Annotated in this window: 19 protein-coding genes and 1 tRNA gene; 9 read left to right on the plus strand and 11 right to left on the minus strand. The window is 70.8% G+C overall.

Features of this window, described 5'->3' with window-relative positions; all coding sequences use genetic code 11:
* Positions 1-33: 33 nt before the first annotated feature.
* Positions 34-189: a hypothetical protein gene (locus ACFQQI_RS13515; protein ID WP_378563964.1), complete on the plus strand. Its 156-nt coding sequence runs from the start codon at positions 34-36 to the stop codon at positions 187-189.
* Positions 190-192: 3 nt separating this feature from the next.
* On the opposite strand, the gene ACFQQI_RS13520 is transcribed toward ACFQQI_RS13515, so the two are convergent.
* Positions 193-1,158, minus strand: coding sequence for a siderophore-interacting protein (locus ACFQQI_RS13520; protein WP_378563966.1), 966 nt, complete (start codon positions 1,156-1,158; stop codon positions 193-195).
* Between the two features lie 31 nt (positions 1,159-1,189).
* Positions 1,190-1,765: a dCTP deaminase gene (dcd, locus tag ACFQQI_RS13525; RefSeq protein WP_378563968.1), complete on the minus strand. Its 576-nt coding sequence runs from the start codon at positions 1,763-1,765 to the stop codon at positions 1,190-1,192.
* Between the two features lie 49 nt (positions 1,766-1,814).
* On the opposite strand from dcd, the gene ACFQQI_RS13530 reads away from it, so the two are divergent.
* From ACFQQI_RS13530 to ACFQQI_RS13550, 5 genes are all read left to right on the plus strand, one after another.
* Positions 1,815-2,576, plus strand: a complete 762-nt coding sequence (locus ACFQQI_RS13530) for an SGNH/GDSL hydrolase family protein (protein WP_378563970.1) — start codon at positions 1,815-1,817, stop codon at positions 2,574-2,576.
* A 33-nt stretch (positions 2,577-2,609) separates the two neighbouring features.
* Positions 2,610-2,685, plus strand: a tRNA-Gly gene (locus tag ACFQQI_RS13535).
* Positions 2,686-3,105: 420 nt separating this feature from the next.
* A complete protein-coding gene (locus ACFQQI_RS13540; protein ID WP_378563972.1) occupies positions 3,106-4,317 on the plus strand; it encodes a hypothetical protein in 1,212 nt (403 codons plus the stop codon).
* On the plus strand, positions 4,317-5,348 hold the full coding sequence (locus tag ACFQQI_RS13545; RefSeq protein WP_378563974.1) for a hypothetical protein: 1,032 nt from the start codon (positions 4,317-4,319) through the stop codon (positions 5,346-5,348). Before ACFQQI_RS13540 ends, ACFQQI_RS13545 begins: the two co-directional genes overlap by 1 nt.
* A gap of 9 nt (positions 5,349-5,357) precedes the next feature.
* Complete coding sequence (locus ACFQQI_RS13550) at positions 5,358-6,008, plus strand: DUF2461 domain-containing protein (protein WP_378563976.1); 651 nt, start codon at positions 5,358-5,360, stop codon at positions 6,006-6,008.
* A gap of 3 nt (positions 6,009-6,011) precedes the next feature.
* On the opposite strand, the gene ACFQQI_RS13555 is transcribed toward ACFQQI_RS13550, so the two are convergent.
* Complete coding sequence (locus ACFQQI_RS13555) at positions 6,012-6,464, minus strand: nuclear transport factor 2 family protein (protein WP_378563978.1); 453 nt, start codon at positions 6,462-6,464, stop codon at positions 6,012-6,014.
* A gap of 97 nt (positions 6,465-6,561) precedes the next feature.
* On the opposite strand from ACFQQI_RS13555, the gene ACFQQI_RS13560 reads away from it, so the two are divergent.
* Positions 6,562-7,329, plus strand: coding sequence for a hypothetical protein (locus ACFQQI_RS13560; protein WP_378563980.1), 768 nt, complete (start codon positions 6,562-6,564; stop codon positions 7,327-7,329).
* A gap of 29 nt (positions 7,330-7,358) precedes the next feature.
* On the opposite strand, the gene ACFQQI_RS13565 is transcribed toward ACFQQI_RS13560, so the two are convergent.
* Together ACFQQI_RS13565 and ACFQQI_RS13570 are read right to left on the minus strand one after the other, a co-directional pair.
* The gene (locus tag ACFQQI_RS13565) at positions 7,359-7,817 is read right to left on the minus strand and encodes an RrF2 family transcriptional regulator (RefSeq protein ID WP_378563982.1); all 459 of its coding nucleotides are present in this window, start codon (positions 7,815-7,817) and stop codon (positions 7,359-7,361) included.
* Between the two features lie 69 nt (positions 7,818-7,886).
* Positions 7,887-8,789 carry a sulfite exporter TauE/SafE family protein gene (locus ACFQQI_RS13570; protein ID WP_378563984.1) on the minus strand — a complete coding sequence of 301 codons (903 nt, stop codon included), beginning with the start codon at positions 8,787-8,789 and terminating at the stop codon, positions 7,887-7,889.
* Between the two features lie 195 nt (positions 8,790-8,984).
* Here ACFQQI_RS13570 and ACFQQI_RS13575 point away from each other — a divergent pair, with 195 nt between their 5' ends.
* A complete protein-coding gene (locus ACFQQI_RS13575; RefSeq protein ID WP_378563986.1) occupies positions 8,985-10,841 on the plus strand; it encodes an acyl-CoA dehydrogenase in 1,857 nt (618 codons plus the stop codon).
* A gap of 126 nt (positions 10,842-10,967) precedes the next feature.
* On the opposite strand, the gene ACFQQI_RS13580 is transcribed toward ACFQQI_RS13575, so the two are convergent.
* From ACFQQI_RS13580 to ACFQQI_RS13605, 6 genes are all read right to left on the minus strand, one after another.
* The gene (locus tag ACFQQI_RS13580; protein WP_378563988.1) at positions 10,968-11,705 is read right to left on the minus strand and encodes a winged helix-turn-helix domain-containing protein; all 738 of its coding nucleotides are present in this window, start codon (positions 11,703-11,705) and stop codon (positions 10,968-10,970) included.
* A gap of 45 nt (positions 11,706-11,750) precedes the next feature.
* Entirely contained in the window at positions 11,751-12,539 is a 789-nt protein-coding gene (pstB, locus tag ACFQQI_RS13585; protein WP_378565543.1) for a phosphate ABC transporter ATP-binding protein PstB, read from the minus strand.
* A 106-nt stretch (positions 12,540-12,645) separates the two neighbouring features.
* Entirely contained in the window at positions 12,646-13,557 is a 912-nt protein-coding gene (gene pstA / locus ACFQQI_RS13590; protein WP_378563990.1) for a phosphate ABC transporter permease PstA, read from the minus strand.
* A complete protein-coding gene (pstC, locus tag ACFQQI_RS13595; protein WP_378563992.1) occupies positions 13,557-14,489 on the minus strand; it encodes a phosphate ABC transporter permease subunit PstC in 933 nt (310 codons plus the stop codon). Before pstC ends, pstA begins: the two co-directional genes overlap by 1 nt.
* A gap of 23 nt (positions 14,490-14,512) precedes the next feature.
* Positions 14,513-15,475 (minus strand): PstS family phosphate ABC transporter substrate-binding protein, encoded by a 963-nt coding sequence (locus ACFQQI_RS13600; protein ID WP_378563995.1) that lies wholly within the window; start codon positions 15,473-15,475, stop codon positions 14,513-14,515.
* A gap of 174 nt (positions 15,476-15,649) precedes the next feature.
* Positions 15,650-16,531, minus strand: coding sequence for a LysR family transcriptional regulator ArgP (locus tag ACFQQI_RS13605; RefSeq protein ID WP_378563998.1), 882 nt, complete (start codon positions 16,529-16,531; stop codon positions 15,650-15,652).
* A gap of 69 nt (positions 16,532-16,600) precedes the next feature.
* Between ACFQQI_RS13605 and ACFQQI_RS13610 the strand changes: the two genes are divergently transcribed.
* Entirely contained in the window at positions 16,601-17,203 is a 603-nt protein-coding gene (locus ACFQQI_RS13610; protein WP_378564001.1) for a LysE/ArgO family amino acid transporter, read from the plus strand.
* Positions 17,204-17,229 lie beyond the last annotated feature (26 nt).

Consider the following 17,229-nt stretch of genomic DNA (forward strand, 5'->3'; position numbering starts at 1 on the left):
CCTTCACGCACCGATCAGCAGAGGAGCATCGTCATGGAGTACGGCATCAGCAGCCTCGACAGCGAGATCAACCGCCAGCAGATCGCCGAGCGCATCGCCCGCGCGAGCACCCCCAAGGTCCCCGCGACCGCCCACCGCCACCTGCTCGCCCAACGGTTGCGCCGCCTGGCCGACCGGGTGGACAACTAGCGATCAGGACCTCATTGCCACGCCGCGGCGCCAGTAACCCATGAAGGCCACCTGGCGACGGTCGACGCCGAGGTCCTTGACCAGGGCGCGGCGCAGGCCGGTGACGACACCGGACTCGCCGGCGATCCAGGCGTAGAGGTCGTCGAGGTGGTTCCCGGAGCCGGTCACCGGCTCCGTCGCCGCGACGTCCTCGCCCGAGGAGGAGTACGTCGGGGTCTCCCACAGGTCGGGATCGATCTCGTCGTCGCCGGTCACGACCGCGTCGCCCAAGGGAGCGTCGAGGTGCTCGAGCACCGCGGGCCGCAGCAGGTCGCCGTGGGCGGCACCCTCGCGGGGGAGCCAGATCACCTGGACCCCCTCAGGGTGCTGCACGGTCTGCACGTCGGCGGCGGTGGGCACCTCGAGGAAGGCCGCCCCGACGGCGTCCCAGCTCAGCTGGGAGAGGATCGCGCACATCGCCGGCACCGCGGTCTCGTCGCCGGCGAGCAGCAGGCGGCCCGCCGCGCCGGGGGCGAACTCGATCCCGCCGTAGAACTCGCCGCGGCGCGGGCCCATCAGCGCGAGGCGGTCGCCGACCGCGACCACGCCGGCCCAGGCGCAGCCCGGGCCCTGCTCGCCGTGCTCGTCGTCGTGCACCACGATGTCGACGACCAGGCGGGTGTCGGGGCCCGCGCCCACGACATCGCGCACGGTGTAGGTGCGCATGTGGCCGCGCTCCTCCTCCGGTCGCGAGAGCCAGGTCTCGAACCACGACTCGTCGGCACCCTCGAACGACGGCGGGGGCCCGCCCGGGACACCCGGGAAGACGAGCTTGATCCGCTGGTCGTACAGCGGCTGCCCCTCGACCCCGAAGTGCTCGAGGCACGGGGCGCCGAGCTCGATCCGGACGAAGGACGGGGAGAGCCGGTCCACCCGCACGACCTCGACGTGGTCGACGATCATGGGGAGGCTGTGCTGGGTCGCGGTCACCAGGTAAGGCTAGCCTAACTTCACCTCGACGCTAGATCTGCGTCCGGTGGAAGTTCTGGAAGGACCGCGAGGGCGTCGGCCCGCGCTGGCCCTGGTAGCGCGAGCCGTACTTCTCCGAGCCGTACGGGTGCTCCGACGGCGAGGACAGCCGGAAGAAGCAGAACTGCCCGATCTTCATGCCCGGGTAGAGCTTGATCGGCAGGGTCGCGACGTTCGCCAGCTCCAGTGTCACGTGCCCGGAGAACCCGGGGTCGACGAACCCGGCGGTCGCGTGCGTCAGCAGCCCGAGCCGCCCCAGGGACGACTTGCCCTCCACGCGCGCGGCGATGTCGTCGGGCAGCGTCACGACCTCGTACGTCGAGCCGAGCACGAACTCGCCCGGGTGCAGGATGAACGGGTCGTCGCCCTCCGGCTCCACGACCCGGGTCAGGTCGGACTGGTCCGCCGCGGGGTCGATGTGCGGGTACTTGTGGTTCTCGAACACCCGGAAGAACCGGTCCAGCCGCACGTCGATCGACGACGGTTGCAGCATGCCGGGGTCGTAGGGCTCGAGGGCGATGCGGCCCGCGTCGATCTCGGCCGTGATGTCGCGATCTGACAGCAGCACGCTGGCACCCTACCGGTGGCGGCGACGTCGCCACCGGGACAATGTCGTCGTGACTTTCCAGCGGTACGTCGCGATCGGCGACTCCTTCACCGAGGGCGTCGGCGACCCCGACCCCACGCGCCCCAACGGCCTGCGCGGCTGGGCCGACCGGGCCGCCGCAGTGCTCGGCCGCGACAACCCGTCCTTCGGCTACGCCAACCTCGCGATCCGCGGCCGCAAGCTGCCGGCGATCCTCGACGAGCAGCTCGAGCCGGCGATCGCGCTCGAGCCCGACCTGGTGACGGTCTACGCCGGCGCCAACGACATCCTGCGACCGAAGGTCGACCTCGACGGGATCGTCGAGCGGTACGACGCGGCGCTCGGCCGGCTCGCGGCCACCGGCGCGCGACTGGTCGTGTTCACGGCGTTCGACCCGGGCGGCTCGGCGATCTACCGGCCGCTGCGCGGGCGGTTCGCCCTCTACAACGAGCTGGTGCGCACGAGCGCCCGCGGCCACGGCGCCACCGTCGTCGACTTCTGGACCATGCGCGAGTACCGCGACTGGCGCTACTGGGACGCCGACCGGATGCACCTCGGCCCCGCCGGCCACCAGCGGATGGCGATCGAGGTGCTCGACACCCTCGGCGTACCCCACGACCTCGAGGCGCTGCCGCTGACCGACCGGCCGCCGCTCAGCAAGGCCGAGCAGCGCCGCGAGAACATCGCCTGGGTGCGCGGCATGGCGATCCCGTGGGTGCACCGTCGGCTCACCGGCCGCTCCTCCGGCGACGGGCTCGACCCGAAGCGCCCCACGCTCGCGCCCATCGACTAGTATTCCGGCGACCCCAGCGTCAGCAGGGTCGTTGCGGATGTAGCTCAGTTGGTAGAGCGCGACCTTCCCAAGGTCGATGTCGCGAGTTCGAGTCTCGTCATCCGCTCCAGCACCGCAGGCAGGCCGCGCTCCCGAGCGCGACGCTCTGCTCAACGTCGATGTCGCGAGCTCGAGCCTCGTCATCCGCTCCAGCACCCGAGGCAGGCCGCGCTCCCGAGCGCGACACTCCGCTCAACGTCGATGTCGCGAGCTCGACCCTCGTCATCCGCCCCAGCACCCGAGGCAGGCCGCGCTCACGAGCGCGACACTCTGCTCACCGTCGATGTCGCGAGCTCGAGCCTCGTCATCCGCTCCAGCTTTCGCCGAGACACCCCAAATGGCCCTCAGAACTCTGTTCTGGGGGGCCGTTCTGCGTGTCTCGACGACAGACCCGCGTGACGCCTGTGACTGGTGTGCAACTTGACTAGACTAGTGACGCACGGTGACAGTGTGGAGCGACCCAGCTTCCCCGCACGGTCTCGAGGTCCGCATGTCCCGCCCCCGTTGGATCGTCGTCGGCATCGCCGCACTGGCGCTCCTGCTCGCCCTGGCCCCGTTCGTCCCGCGGGGTGAGGACCACCCCGACGGCGCGATCCGCCCGTCCGGGGAGGACGAGGGCGGTACGGCGGAGGGCCGGGTGCTGCCGGCGAACGCGGCCGGTCCGTCCCGGGTGACCCGCGAGATGCAGGCCGAGATCGACCGCGTCGTGGCGGCCGGTCGCCGCATCGGCGCACCCGGCACCAAGGCCGGCCTCGCCGCAGTCGAGGCGGTGCGCTGCGCCGAGCTCGACGGACAGCGCTACTGCCTCGGCGTCGGCTGGACCCGGGACACGGAGGACGCCGTACGCGACCGCGTCGAGGAGGCCGCCCGCGAGGCGGACCGCGCCCGGGCGACCACCACCTCCACCGGCGACCTCGACGCCGCCGCTGCCCTCGACCGCCTCGCGAGCATGTCCCCGGGCGAGCGGGCGGCCGCCGAGCGGGCCGAGCTGACGGAGGCCGCGCAGGCGGTCGCGAAGGTCTGGCTGCTGCGCCACGAGTTCCAGGGTGTCCCGCTCCCCCGCGGCTTCCTCGCCCGCCACCCGGAGGCCCGCGCCACGGCCGCCGCCGGCGTGGCCCGCCGGTCGACCGGCGACTACCCGCGCAAGTCCAAGATCCTCAACTGGCGCCACGCGCGCGAGCAGAACCGCACCTACTGGTGCGGCCCCACCACGATGCAGGCGATCGGCTGGGGCTGGGAGGACCGCGTGCGGCCGCAGCGCTTCTGGGCCCGCCACCTCAACACCACGAGGGACGGCACCTCGATCACCGACATGGTGCGGGCCGTGAACCGGTACACCGGCTACGACCGGCCCCGGCGCGCCGGGCAGTACATCACCCTCGACGTCGGCGACTGGAGCTTCGGGCAGTGGAGACTGCTGATGATGCGGCACATCCACGACTACCGCGCGCCCGTCGTGCTCCACCCCGTGCTGCGCGACGAGTACTACCCCTACCTGGCCGGCGACGCCTCCGGGCACTTCCAGGTCGGCCGCGGCTACGACAAGCACGGGCGGCGGCCCCTGCTGCTCGGCTACTTCGAGCCGTGGAACCAGCAGCGCTTCGACCCCTCCGAGCCCTACATCGCCCGTGTCCAGTGGCGGCAGGCCTACAAGAGCTACCGCGCCAACCAGGCACACCCCTTCCACAACGTGGGGGTCTGATGCGAGTCCGGTACGTCGCAGCCGCCGCGCTGCTGCTCCCGCTCGCCGGGTGCGCGTCCGACGCCGGGACCGACGAACCCGGTCCGGCGACCGCCGCGCCACCGGCCAGCGCCGGCAAGCTCGACTGGCGCCCCCTCGAGGGACCGGTCGACGACCCCGTCACGCGCAACGGCGAGTGGACGCTCACCGTCGCCGAGGACGGCGCTTCGTGGGAGCTGTCCGGTGGCGACTCGGGGGCGGGCGAGGGAGCCGGCCCCGGTTGGCGAGTCAGCGACGCCCTGCTCGACGAGGACTGGGCTGTCGTCGTGCTCCACGAGGAGACCGAGCAGCAGCCCGGGCGGGCCACCGTCACCGACCTCTCGTCCGGCGACTCGTTCACGCTCGACGGGACGTCCGACGTACCCACGACCAACGGCGGCACGTGGGCGCTCGGTGACGACAGCCTCGTGCACGCGACCGTGCAGGACGGCGCCTACTGCCTCGCCGAGGTCGACCTCGAGTCCCAGGAGTCGGAGGTGACCTGGTGCGCGCCCGAGCGACAGGGCTTCAGCACCGCGCACCTGTCCGACGCCGGCCTCTCGCTGCTGACGTTCGACGATTCGCGGCCGTCGTGCCGCACCGTCGTGACGGTCGACGACGGAGAGCTCACGCCGTTCCCGGGCGTGGCCGACTGCAAGGGCTGGGAGGGCGTCGCCCTCGACGGCGGCGCGATCTGGTCCGAGATCCCACGCGAGCAGCGCATCGAGGAGGCCCGCTTCCAGGCCGGCGTCGGAGACGAGTACGTCGACCTCGGCTCGGGGGTCGCCGGCAGCCTGGTCGAGTGCGCCGGCGCGGCGTACTTCGTGCGCGACCCGCAGCAGCAGGGCGAGCCGGCCACGCTGGTGCGGTGGACGGTCGACGCCGGCGCCCAGGTCGTCTACGAGTCGCCGGAGGGCCAGGCGTTCCTCGAGCCGCCGCGCTGCGGCGGCGACGCGATCACCGTCACCGCCCGCACGTCGTCGGGCGACGAGCAGGTCACGGCCGACCTCTAGGCTGGCCGGGTGACGGACGGCTTCACCGGATTCCCCGTGGCGGCGCTCGACTTCTACGACGACCTCGAGGTCGACAACACGAAGTCGTTCTGGGAGCAGCACAAGGCGGTCTACACCGACTCGGTGCGCCGCCCGATGGAGGCGCTCTGCGAGGCGCTGGCCCCGGAGTTCGCCCCGGATGGGCGGAGCGCGAAGGTGTTCCGGCCCTACCGCGACGTCCGGTTCGCGAAGGACAAGACGCCGTACAAGACCCACCAGGGCGCGTTCGTGCGGGTCGGCGAGTCGACGGGCTGGTACGTCGAGGTCTCGCCGCGCGGGGTGCGCACCGGCGGCGGGTTCTACGAGGCGAGCGGCCCGCGGCTGGCGGCGTTCCGCGAGGCCGTCGCCCACGACCGCTTCGGCCCCGAGCTCGAGAAGATCCTGCGCGCCTTGGCGAAGAAGGGCTTCGAGATCGGCGGCGACCGCCTCAAGACCAGCCCGCGCGGGTACGACGCCGATCACCCACGCATCGAGCTGCTCCGCCACCGGTCGCTGACCGCCGGCCACCAGCTCGGCTTCGAGCCGGTGATCCACACCCCCGAGGTGCTCGACCTGGTCCGCGACGACTGGCGCGCGCTGCGCCCCCTCGTCGAGTGGTGCGCGCGGCACGCAGCGGCGTAGGCGTCAGGCCTTCGTGAAGCTCGCCATCGTGCGCTCGGGCTCCCAGTAGGCCTTCATCGACGCGACGCGGCCGTCGTCGTGCACGACGTACACCATGATCAGCTCGGTCGTCGTGTGGCTGCCGTCGGGGAAGGACGTCTTGATGCGACCGATGTTGGCGCACGTGTTGCTGCCCGGGTTGGCGAAGGAGTCGATGATGTCGAACTCGAACTTCGCGATGGGCGCGATCGCCTTCTCCCAGAACGCCGAGATGCCCTCGTGGCCGCGGTGGCCCGCACCCTCCGGGTCGAACATCGACGGCCCGACCGGGTCCTCGATGACCGCGTCCTCGGCATAGACGGTCAGCCACTCGGCGAGGTCGCCCTTCGCCACGGCGGAGTAGGACCGCTGCGAGGCCGCGCGCGCCGGGTGGTCGTCGTTCGGCGCGTTCCACGTGATGGCGTCGGAGGTGATCATGTCCGGCATCCTAGGCCGGAACTGGAACCTGTTCTAGTGTCCCGGGCCTTCACCCGGCGTTCACCCCGGAGCCGCCGACGCCTGCCACGGTGGCGGCATGGCGCGACGTACGGCGTACCTGCACATCGGACTCCCCGGCAGCGGCGGTGGCTTCGTCGAGACGGCGCTCTTCGCCCACGCGGCGGCGCTGTCCGGGATGGGCGTGCACCACCCGGTGGAGACAGACGACGAGATGTTCCACGCGGCGGTCGAGATCCGCCGCGACCACAAGGCCTGGGGCCGCGGCCGCCGCGACGTCGAGGGCACGTGGGCCGAGATCTGTCGCCGCACCCGCAAGAGCGACGGACCGGTCCTCCTCAGCCAGGAGCTGCTCGCGGCCTGCACCGCCGACCAGGCGGCCCTCCTGCTCGACACCCTCGACGGCCTCGAGACGCACGTCGTCATCACGGCCCGGCGGGCCGACGCCGAGCGACACGAGCTCGACGACCTGACGAAGCGGTGGGCGAACGCGGTCGGCAGCGCGGACCGCGTGCACGTGCTCGTCGTACCGATGCACGCCGAGCCGCGTGCGTGGATCTGGGGGGCGCTGGGCGACCTCGTCGGCTTCGACGCGAGCCGGCTGGAGCTCCCGGAGCCGGGCCTTCCGGCGTACCTCGTCCAGTCGCTGGCCCATGCCACCGGGCGCGAGCTCGGCGCCGACGCACCCACGGCGGGTGAGGAGCAGCTGTGGTGGACCTCGGCGCTGCTCTCGGCCACGCTGATCGAGGTCGCGCGGCTGCGCGAGCAGGGTCAGGCGCTCGCCGACCTCAACGCGAAGCTGGAGAAGAAGCGGCGCAAGCTCAAGCGACGCCTGGCCGACGCCTGATCGCCGGCGGCTGTGTCAGCGCGGCAGCGTCAGTGCGGCTGCCAGGCCTCCTCGCGGGCGGTCCGCGAGGTGACGGCGTCGGGCAGCTGCCCGTCGGCGAGCTGCTGGATCGACACCTGCTCGAAGACCTCCCGCAGCGAGTCGCGCGCCGCGATCCAGACATGCTGGAGCACCTCGGCGGTCTCGTTGTAGGTGACGGCCTCGGGGCGGAGCCCGTAGACCGACACCAGCGGGCCGTCGACGGCACGGATCACGTCGGCGACCGACACCTCGGCGGCCGAGCGGCCCATCCGCCAGCCGCCGGACTGTCCGCGCTGGGACATCACGACGCCGGCGCGGCGCAGGTCGGCGAGGATCGCCTGGAGGAAGCCGTGCGGGATCTCCTGACGCCGCCCGAGCTCCTCGGCGCTCACCGCCCGACCGTCCTCACGCGAGGCCATCTCGATCAGCGCACGGAGGGCGTAGTCGGACTTGGCGGAAACTCGCATGGGTCAAGTGTGTCAGATGTATCGACTTGTTCACTCGATCTTGGTCGGTACGCCGGGGCGCCGGCTCGCTCAGAGAGGCAGGTGTGCGCGGACCTGGTCGAGCGGGTCGTCGCTGCCCGCCCGTTCGGCGGCCTCGAGCTTGATCGCGTAGGACACCCACAGCACCCAGAGCGTGAACACGACGGCAGCGATCAGCCCGGTGTTGATCGCCGACAGCCCGGCGACGTCGGCGAGCGTGCGCAGGTTGGTCAGCACGATCAGCCCGCCGGCGCAGACGCCCAGCACGCGCGGCGGCAGGTGGCGCGCCAGCAGCGCGGCCACCGGCGCCGCGACCAGGCCGCCGACGAGCAGCGCCCCCGCGGCGGCCCACTCGATGCCGTCGCGACCGAGTGCGAGCAGGAACCCGAGCGACGCGCCCACAGTGACCACGAACTCGGCCGTGTCGACCGATCCGACGACCCGCCGCGGCTCGAGTCGCCCCGACGACAGCATGGTCGTGGTCCCGACCGGGCCCCAGCCGCCGCCACCCACGGCGTCGAGCCCACCGGCGACGAGCCCGATCGGCGCCAGCAGCCGCGCGGAGGGACGGCCCCGGAACTCCAGCCGCCGCAGCGACAGGAACCGCCAGGTGACGTAGCCGCCCAGCGCCAGCAGGATCACGGCCACCACCGGCCGGACCGCGTCGCCGTCCAGGCTGGAGAGGAACGTCGCGCCCGCGAACGCCCCGACGAATCCCGGGCAGGCCAGGATGGCGACCGTGCGCCAGTCGACGTTGCCGAACGCCGCGTGCGAGGCGCCCGAGGCGAGCGAGGTGGCGATCTCGGAGAAGTGGATGGCCGCGGACGCCGCGGCCGGTCCCATGCCCCCGGCGACGAGCAGGGTGGCCGACGTGACGCCGTACCCCATGCCGAGGGAGCCGTCGACCAGCTGTGCCGCCAGGCCGACGAGGGCCAGGATCACCAGCTTGCGCATCACCCGCCCCCTTCGTCGTCAATGTCTATCGATCTTATGGTTATTGCCAAGGAGAGCGGAGTCAACCGGGTGAGCGAAGTCGCCTGTGAGGTTTGGGGGTTCCGGTTGCAGGGTTACTGACGGGTACGTACGATGGAAGTTACCGACGAGTATTCGTCCGAGGCTTCTCGGAGATCCAAGGCTGAAGGTGGGGCTGTGAGCCACTACAAGAGCAACATCCGCGACATCGAGTTCAACCTGTTCGAGGTGCTGGGCCGCGACGAGGTGCTGGGCACCGGACCGTTCGCCGAGGTCGACGCCGAGACCGCCCGCGAGATCCTCGCCGAGGTGGACCGGCTGGCCCGCGAGGACCTCGCCGAGTCGTTCGTCGACGCCGACCGCAACCCGCCGGTCTTCGACCCCCAGACCAACACGGCGCCGCTGCCGGAGTCGTTCAAGAAGAGCTACCAGGCCTGGATGGACGCCGAGTACTGGCGCCTCACCACGTTCGCCGAGCTCGGCGGCACCCCCGCACCGTCCAGCATCTGCTGGGCGATGGGCGAGCTGGTGCTGGGCGCCAACCCGGCCATCTGGATGTACGGCGCCGGCCCGATGTTCGCGGGCGTGCTGCACCGCAACGGCACCGACCGCGACCGCCAGATCGCCCAGCTCGTCGTCGACAAGGGCTGGAACACCACGATGGTGCTCACCGAGCCCGACGCGGGCTCCGACGTGGGCGCCGGCCGCACCAAGGCCACCCCGAACGACGACGGCACCTGGAACATCGAGGGCGTCAAGCGCTTCATCACCTCCGCCGAGGGCGACCTCAGCGACCAGATCATCCACATGGTGCTGGCCCGCCCCGTGGGCGTCGAGGGCGCCGGCGGACCGGGCACCAAGGGCCTGAGCCTCTTCATCGTCCCGAAGTACCACTTCGACCTCGAGACCGGTGAGCTCGGCGAGCGCAACGGCGCCTACGTCACCAACGTCGAGCACAAGATGGGCATCAAGGTGTCCAACACCTGCGAGCTCACCTTCGGCGACCCCGGTGTCGGCGGCGGCGAGAAGGCCGTCGGCTACCTGCTCGGCGAGGTGCACAACGGCATCGCGCAGATGTTCCAGGTCATCGAGAACGCCCGGATGATGGTCGGCACCAAGGCCATCGCGACGCTGTCGACCGGCTACCTCAACGCGCTCGAGTTCGCCAAGGAGCGCGTGCAGGGCGCCGACCTCAGCAAGTCGGCCGACAAGACCGCTCCGCGCGTGACGATCACGCACCACCCCGACGTACGCCGCTCGCTGATGACGCAGAAGTCGTTCGCCGAGGCGATGCGCGCGCTCGTGCTCTACACCGCCACGTGGCAGGACAAGGTCATGCTGGCCGAGCACGCGGGCGAGCGCGACGAGCTGGCCGAGAAGGTCAACGACCTGCTGCTGCCGATCGTGAAGGGCTACGGCTCGGAGCGCTCGTGGGTGCTGCTCGGCACCGAGTCGCTGCAGACCTTCGGCGGCTCCGGCTTCCTGCAGGAGTACCCGATCGAGCAGTACGTCCGCGACGCGAAGATCGACACGCTCTACGAGGGCACGACCGCGATCCAGGGCCAGGACTTCTTCTTCCGCAAGATCGTCAAGGACCAGGGCAGCGCGCTCGGCCACCTGGCCGGCGAGATCAAGGCGTTCGTCGAGAGCGAGGCCGGCAACGGTCGTCTCAAGGTCGAGCGCGAGCTGCTCGCCACCGCCCTCGACGACGCCCAGGCGATCGTCGGCCACATGATCAACGACCTGATGTCCGCCCAGGACGAGGTGCGCAACATCTACAAGGTCGGCCTCAACACCAGCCGCCTGCTGATGGTGCTCGGTGACGTGGTCTGCTCGTGGCTGCTGCTCCGCCAGGCCGAGGTCGCCCTCGAGAAGCTCGGCGGCGACCCGGGCAAGGACAAGTCCTTCTACGAGGGCAAGGTCGCGGCCGCGCAGTTCTTCGCCCAGAACGTGCTGCCGAAGATCTCCGCCGAGCGGGTCCTGGCCGAGTCCACCGACCTCGCACTGATGGACCTCGACGAGTCCGCCTTCTGAGCGACCCGTCTCGAACGACGCGCTGACCCGGCAGAGATCCTCTGCCGGGTCAGCGCATTTCGGGCGTGCGGCCGGCGTCGGGATCCCCGGCCCACCGGGGATCCCGACGCTCAGGCTGCCGCCCCCTCAGTCGAGGATGAGGGCGTAGCCGCGACCGCGGATGCGGCGGATCCGGGCGGTGCCCTGGAGCCGGTTGCGCAGGCGCGCCACGTGTACGGCGAGGGTGTTGTCCGGGATCTGGCCGCCGTGGGCACCCCAGACGGCGAGCCGCAGCTCGTCGTTCGACATGACCTCCGGCGCGCGGTACATGAGGCTGCGCAGCAGCTCGAACTCCTTGAGCGGGAGGTCCTGGAGCCGCTCCCCGCGCACCGTGACCGTGAAGGCGCGGGCGTCGAGCTCGATCGGGCCGAAGGAGACCCGGGCCTGCCCGTCGAGGGCGTGGCTCGAGCCCTGGAGCAGCTTCCAGACCGTCGCGCCGTCGTAGGGCCGCTCGATCACGGCGCTGCTGCCGGCGCGCATCAGGTCGCCCGCGCACGGGTCGTCGGCCCGGTCGAGGACCGCGACCACGAACGGGCTGCCGAAGCGCCTGATGGTCTCGACGAACTCGACCGGCACCACCCCGGCGGCGGTGGGCGCGACGATGACGGCGGTCGAGTGGCAGCGCCCGTACTCCACCAGCGCGTCCGTGGTCGAGCTCGTCACCGTCGTGTGCACGCCCCGGGCGGCCAGGTCGTTGCGCAGGCTCGTGCCGTCGATGTCGGGGTCGACGACGAGCAGGTGCGCGCCCGTCGTCTCCGCCCAACGCTGGTCGACCCGTGCGACGACCGTCCGGGACGGGCTCGGGGTCAGGTAGTCGGCTGGCACATCTGAGGGGAACTGCTCACTTCCGAGTGCTCCGGTCATCGTGCATCAGCCGAAGCGACCAGAGATGTAGTCCTCGGTGCGCTTGTCCCTGGGCGAGGAGAAGATCGACTTGGTCCGGTCGAACTCCACGAGCAGCCCGGTCCGGTTGCCCGTCGTCTCGTCGGCCTTCGCGGTGAAGAACGCCGTCCGGTCGGAGACGCGGGCCGCCTGCTGCATGTTGTGGGTGACGATGATGATCGTGAAGTCGTCGCGCAGCTCGAGCATCAGGTCCTCGATGCGCGCGGTCGCGATCGGGTCCAGCGCCGAGCACGGCTCGTCCATCAGGATCACGTCGGGCTTCGTCGCGATGGTGCGCGCGATGCAGAGCCGCTGCTGCTGACCGCCGGAGAGGCCGTACGCCGACTGCTTGAGCTTGTCCTTGACCTCGTCCCACAGCGCGGCGCCGCGCAGCGCCTGCTCGACCAGGTCGTCCATGTTGTCGACCTTCATGCCGGTGACCCGCGGGCCGTAGGCGATGTTGTCGTAGATCGACTTCGGGAACGGGTTGGGCTTCTGGAAGACCATGCCGATGTTGGTGCGTACGGCGATCGGGTCGACGCCACGGTCGTAGATGTTCTTGCCGTGGTAGGTGACCTGGCCCTCGACCCGGGCGCCGGTGACGAGGTCGTTCATCCGGTTCAGGCAGCGCAGCACGGTCGACTTGCCGCAGCCGGAGGGCCCGATGAGCGCCGTGATCTCGTGCTTGCCGAACGACAGCGAGACGTCGTGCACGGCGTGGAAGTCGCCGTAGAAGACGTTGAGACCGCGGGTCTCCATCACTGGCTCGGGGGGCATCTCCGGCATGGGCTCATGGCTTTCGTCGGCTACAGACATCATCAGGTCGTCCGAGATGCTCGCGCCCGTGCTGAACGTCGCGGGGGTGGTTGCCACGAGGTGTCTCCTACCAGGTTCTCTGGAACTTGTTGCGGATGAAGATGGCCAGGGCGTTGAGCCCGAGGATCATGACGAGCAGCACGATGATGGCCGCGGACGCAGCCTCCCGGAACTCCTCCTGCGACTGGGAGGTCAGGGAGTAGATCTGCATCGGCAGCGCCGTGATCGGGCTGAGCACGCCGGTGGGGCTGAAGAGGACCGACCCGGCGAGGCCGACGACGACCAGCGGCGCCGCCTCACCGATCGCCCGGGATAGCCCGAGGATGGTGCCGGTCGCGATGCCCGGGATCGCCGACGGCAGCGTCTGCCGCCAGGTCGTCTGCCAGACCGTCGCGCCGAGGGCCAGGGAGCCCTGCCGGATCTCGGTCGGCACCGCCCGGACGGCCTCGCGCGTCGTGATGATGATGACCGGCAGGATCAGCAGGGCGAGCGCGACGGCGCCGCCGAGCACGATGCCGGTCTGCTTGAAGCCGAGGAGCGACATGACCGCCACGGCCAGGAGGCCGTAGATGATCGAGGGCACCGCGGCGAGGTTCTGGAGGTTGAGCTCGATCAGCCGGTTGTACCAGCGCTCCTTGTCGGCGAACTCCTCGAGGTAGAGCGCCGCGCCGATCCCGAGGGGCACGGCCATGAGGGTCGTGAACAGCATCAGCCACAGGGAGCCTAGGATGCCGGCGCGGAAGCCGGTCGACTCGGGGCGGATGCGCGAGGAGTAGTTGGTGAGCAGCTCGGAGTCGAAGCGGCCCGCGCCGGCGACCGCCGTGTCCACGATCAGGACGACGAGCACCATGACCCCGAAGAACAGGGAGAACCACAGCAGGCCGAGGAACACCAGCGAGGCCGGGGTCTTGTCGCGGCTGCGGCCGGTGGCGACGACGCTCGCGGTGACTTCGCGAGCTGTGGAGGCTGCGACGCTCATCAGTAGACCTGCCTGAAACGACGGACGAGGGCGATGCTGATGACGTTGATGATCAGCGTGATCGCGAAGAGGAGGAGGCCCACCGCGAACAGCGAGTTGTACTCGACCGAGCCCACCGGGTTCTCACCGCCGGCGGTCTGGGCGATGTAGCCGGTCATGGTCTGCATCCCCTCGCGCGGATCGAAGCTCATGTTCTTCAGGGCTCCCGCGGCGAGGGCGACGATCATCGTCTCGCCCACGGCCCGGGACAGGCCGAGCACGACGGCCGCGGCGATGCCCGAGAGGGCCGCCGGGAAGACCACCCGGAGCGTGGTCTGCATCCGGTTGGCACCCATGGCCAGGGACCCCTGGCGCAAGGAGTGCGGCACGGCAGACATCGCGTCCTCGGCCAGCGACGCGACGGTCGGGATGATCATCACGCCGAGCACGAGCCCGGCCGCCAGCGCGTTGGTGAAGCCGACGTCCATGCTGAGGATGTCCTGGAGCAGCGTCGGCGTGACGAAGGACAGCGCGAAGAAGCCGTAGACGACCGACGGAACCCCGGCGAGGAGCTCCACCGTCGGCTTCAGGATCTTGCGGGCCCGGCGGCCGGCGTACTCGGACAGGTACATCGCAGCACCGAGGCCGAGGGGCACGGCCACCAGCAGCGCGATCACGGTGACAGCCAGGGTCCCGACCACCAGCGGGATGACGGCGAAGCGGCCCTCGGTGGCGAAGAAGTCGCCGAGGGGCACCTGGCCGAAGAAGTGCACGACCGGCTCGACGAGGGCGATGAGGATCCCGACGGTGATGGCGACCGACAGGAACGCCGAGACCATCAGGACGAACCTGATGACGGCCTCGCCGGGTCGCGGCCGAGGACTGAGGTTGGGCGCCCCAAGCGGGCCCGCCCCGGAGGGCGGGCCCGCTGCGGCGCTGCTGAGGCTGCTCATGGCAGGTCAACGGGCCTTTCGAGTCAGGACGTCATGCCCTCGAGGTTCGACTGCGTCTCGGAGTACAGCTCGTCGCTGAGCGGGATGAACTGACCGATCTCGGCGATGTCGGAGAGGTTCTCGATGTAGAAGTCGACGTACTCCTTGACCGCGGCGCTGTCGGCGTACTTGGCGTTGTTCACGTAGATGAACAGCGGCCGCGCCAGCGGGGTGTACTCGCCGGCCTGGGCGGTCTCGGCGGACGGCTCGACGCAGCCGTTGCCGTCGTCGATGCTCACCGCCTTCAGGGTGTCCTGGTTCTCCTCGTAGTAGGTGTAGCCGAAGTAGCCGGTGGCACCCTCGGTGCCGGCGACGCCCTGGACCAGGACGTTGTCGTCCTCGGAGGCCTCGTAGTCGTCACGGGTCGCCTCCTCCTCGGAGCCGATCACGTCGTTCGCCATGTAGTCGTAGGTGCCGGAGTCGGTGCCGGGACCGAACAGGGCGACCTCCTGGTCGGGGAAGCTCGGGTCGAGCTGCTGCCAGTTGGTGATCTTGGAGCCCGGCTCCCACAGCTTGATGAGCTGGTCGGTGGTGAGGCAGTCGACGGCGAGGTCGGGGTGGACGACGACCGTGAGGGCGTCCGTGGCCACCTGGAGCTCGGTGTACTCGATGCCCTTCTTCTCGCAGGCCGCGATCTCGTCGTCCTCGATGGGACGGGACGCGTCGGAGATGTCGGTCTCGTCGTTGCAGAAGCGCTCGAAGCCACCGCCGGTGCCGGCCTCGGAGACCGTGACCTGCACGTCGGGGTTCTCCTCGTTGAGCAGCTCCTGGGCGGCGGTGCTCATGGGGAAGACGGTCGACGAGCCGTCCACCACGACGCTCCCGCTGGCACCACCCTCGCCGCCGTCGCCGCTGTCGTCGCCGGCGTCAGCGCCGCCGCAGGCAGCGAGCGCGAGCACGGAGAGCAGGGCCACCGGGGCGAGGAAGATCTTGGTGTTTCGCTTCACAGGGACTTGCCTCTCAAGGTAGGGGGCGCCGCCGTGTGCAGCGCCTGATCCGTCCTGTTGTCGTCGAGGACGCTAGGGAGCGCCCGTGACTGCGAGGCCTGACAATTCTGAACAGGAAGTGAACAAACATGAAGCAGTCCGCGGCGGCTTGTTCGCCGGGTCACATGGCGGCGGTCAGCCCCGCCTGAGAGCCGCTCGCGCGCTCCGTCGTACGACGTCGGTGATGCGGTCCAGGACCGGCGAGTCCAGTCGCCAGCGCTGCCAGTGGAGAGGTACGTCGACGTGCAGCCGGCTGCCCAGCGGGGCCAGGCGCCCCGACCCGACCAGCGGGGTCAGCTGCGGCTCCGGGATCATGCCCCAGCCGAGGCCGAGGCCGACCGCCTCGAGGAAGTCGGCCGAGGTCGGCACCCGGTGGACGACCGGCGGCTCGGCCGCGCCGCGGGCCGCGAGCACGTCGTGCTGGAGGTTGTCCTTCTCGTTGAAGACCACCATCGGCATCGCCGACCAGTCCGGGCCGCGCCCCCGTCGCCAGCGCTCGACGACCTCCGGGGCCGCGGCGGGCACGTACCGCAGCTGACCGAGGCGCTCGACCGAGCAGCCCTGCACCGCTACAGGCTCGGAGGTGACCGCGGCCAGCACGCCGCCGCTGCGCAGCAGGTCGGCCGAGAACGCCTGGTCCTCGACGTGCAGCCGCAGCCGCACGTCGGACCATCCCGCGACCTCGCCGAGGGCGGCGCGGAACCAGGTCGCCAGCGAGTCCGCGTTGACGGCGATCGGGAGGTCGACGGTGCCGAGGCTGCCGTGTGCGAGGGCGTCGCGGGCCTCGTCGTGGAGGAGCCGGGTCTGCCGGGCCAGGCGCACCAGCACCTCGCCGGCGTCCGTCGGCCGGCACGGCGTGGTCCGCTGCACGAGGACCTGACCCACCTCGGACTCCAGCGCCCGGATCCGCTGGCTCACGGCCGACGGCGTCACGTGCAGGTGCCTGGCCGCCGCCTCGAAGGAGCCGTGGTCCGCGATCGCGACGAGCGCCTCCAGCTGGCCGGGCGCGAGGTCCATGAAGCGATGCTAATGGTCCTGCAGAAACATTCGTTGGTCTTCATCGGCCGACGCACCTAGCGTTGCGCCGTGCTCGACTCCTCCTTCGCCGGCCTGCTCACCGGGCTGTCCCTGATCATCGCCATCGGCGCGCAGAACGCCTATGTGCTGCGGCAGGGACTCGCGCGGGAGCACGTCGGGATGGTGGTCGCGATCTGCGCGCTCTCCGACGTCGTGCTGATCACCGCGGGCGTCGCCGGCATCGGCAGCATCGTCGAGCGGGCGCCGTGGGCGCTCGACGTGGTGCGCTGGCTCGGCGTCGCCTTCCTGACCTGGTACGGCGTGAGCTCGTTGCTGCGCGCCCGCCGGGCCGAGACGCTGCGCGCCGCCGACCGGGTGACGGTCAGCCGCCGCGGAGTCGCGGCGCGCGCCCTGGCCCTCACCTGGCTGAACCCGCACGTCTACCTCGACACCGTGCTCCTGCTCGGCACCATCGCCAACCAGCACGGGTCCCCCGGACGCTGGTGGTTCGCGGTGGGCGCGTGCGCCGGGAGCCTGCTGTGGTTCTCGGGCCTGGGTTTCGGGGCGCGCTACGCGAGCCGCTGGCTCGCGCGACCGCGGGCCTGGCAGGTCCTCGACGTGCTGATCGGCGTGACGATGATCGCGATCGCGATCTCACTGGCACTGGGGTGATTCGGCACCGCCGCGAATGGTTAGGG

This window comes from Nocardioides sp. GCM10030259, from assembly GCF_042666375.1.
Classification (GTDB): domain Bacteria; phylum Actinomycetota; class Actinomycetes; order Propionibacteriales; family Nocardioidaceae; genus Nocardioides.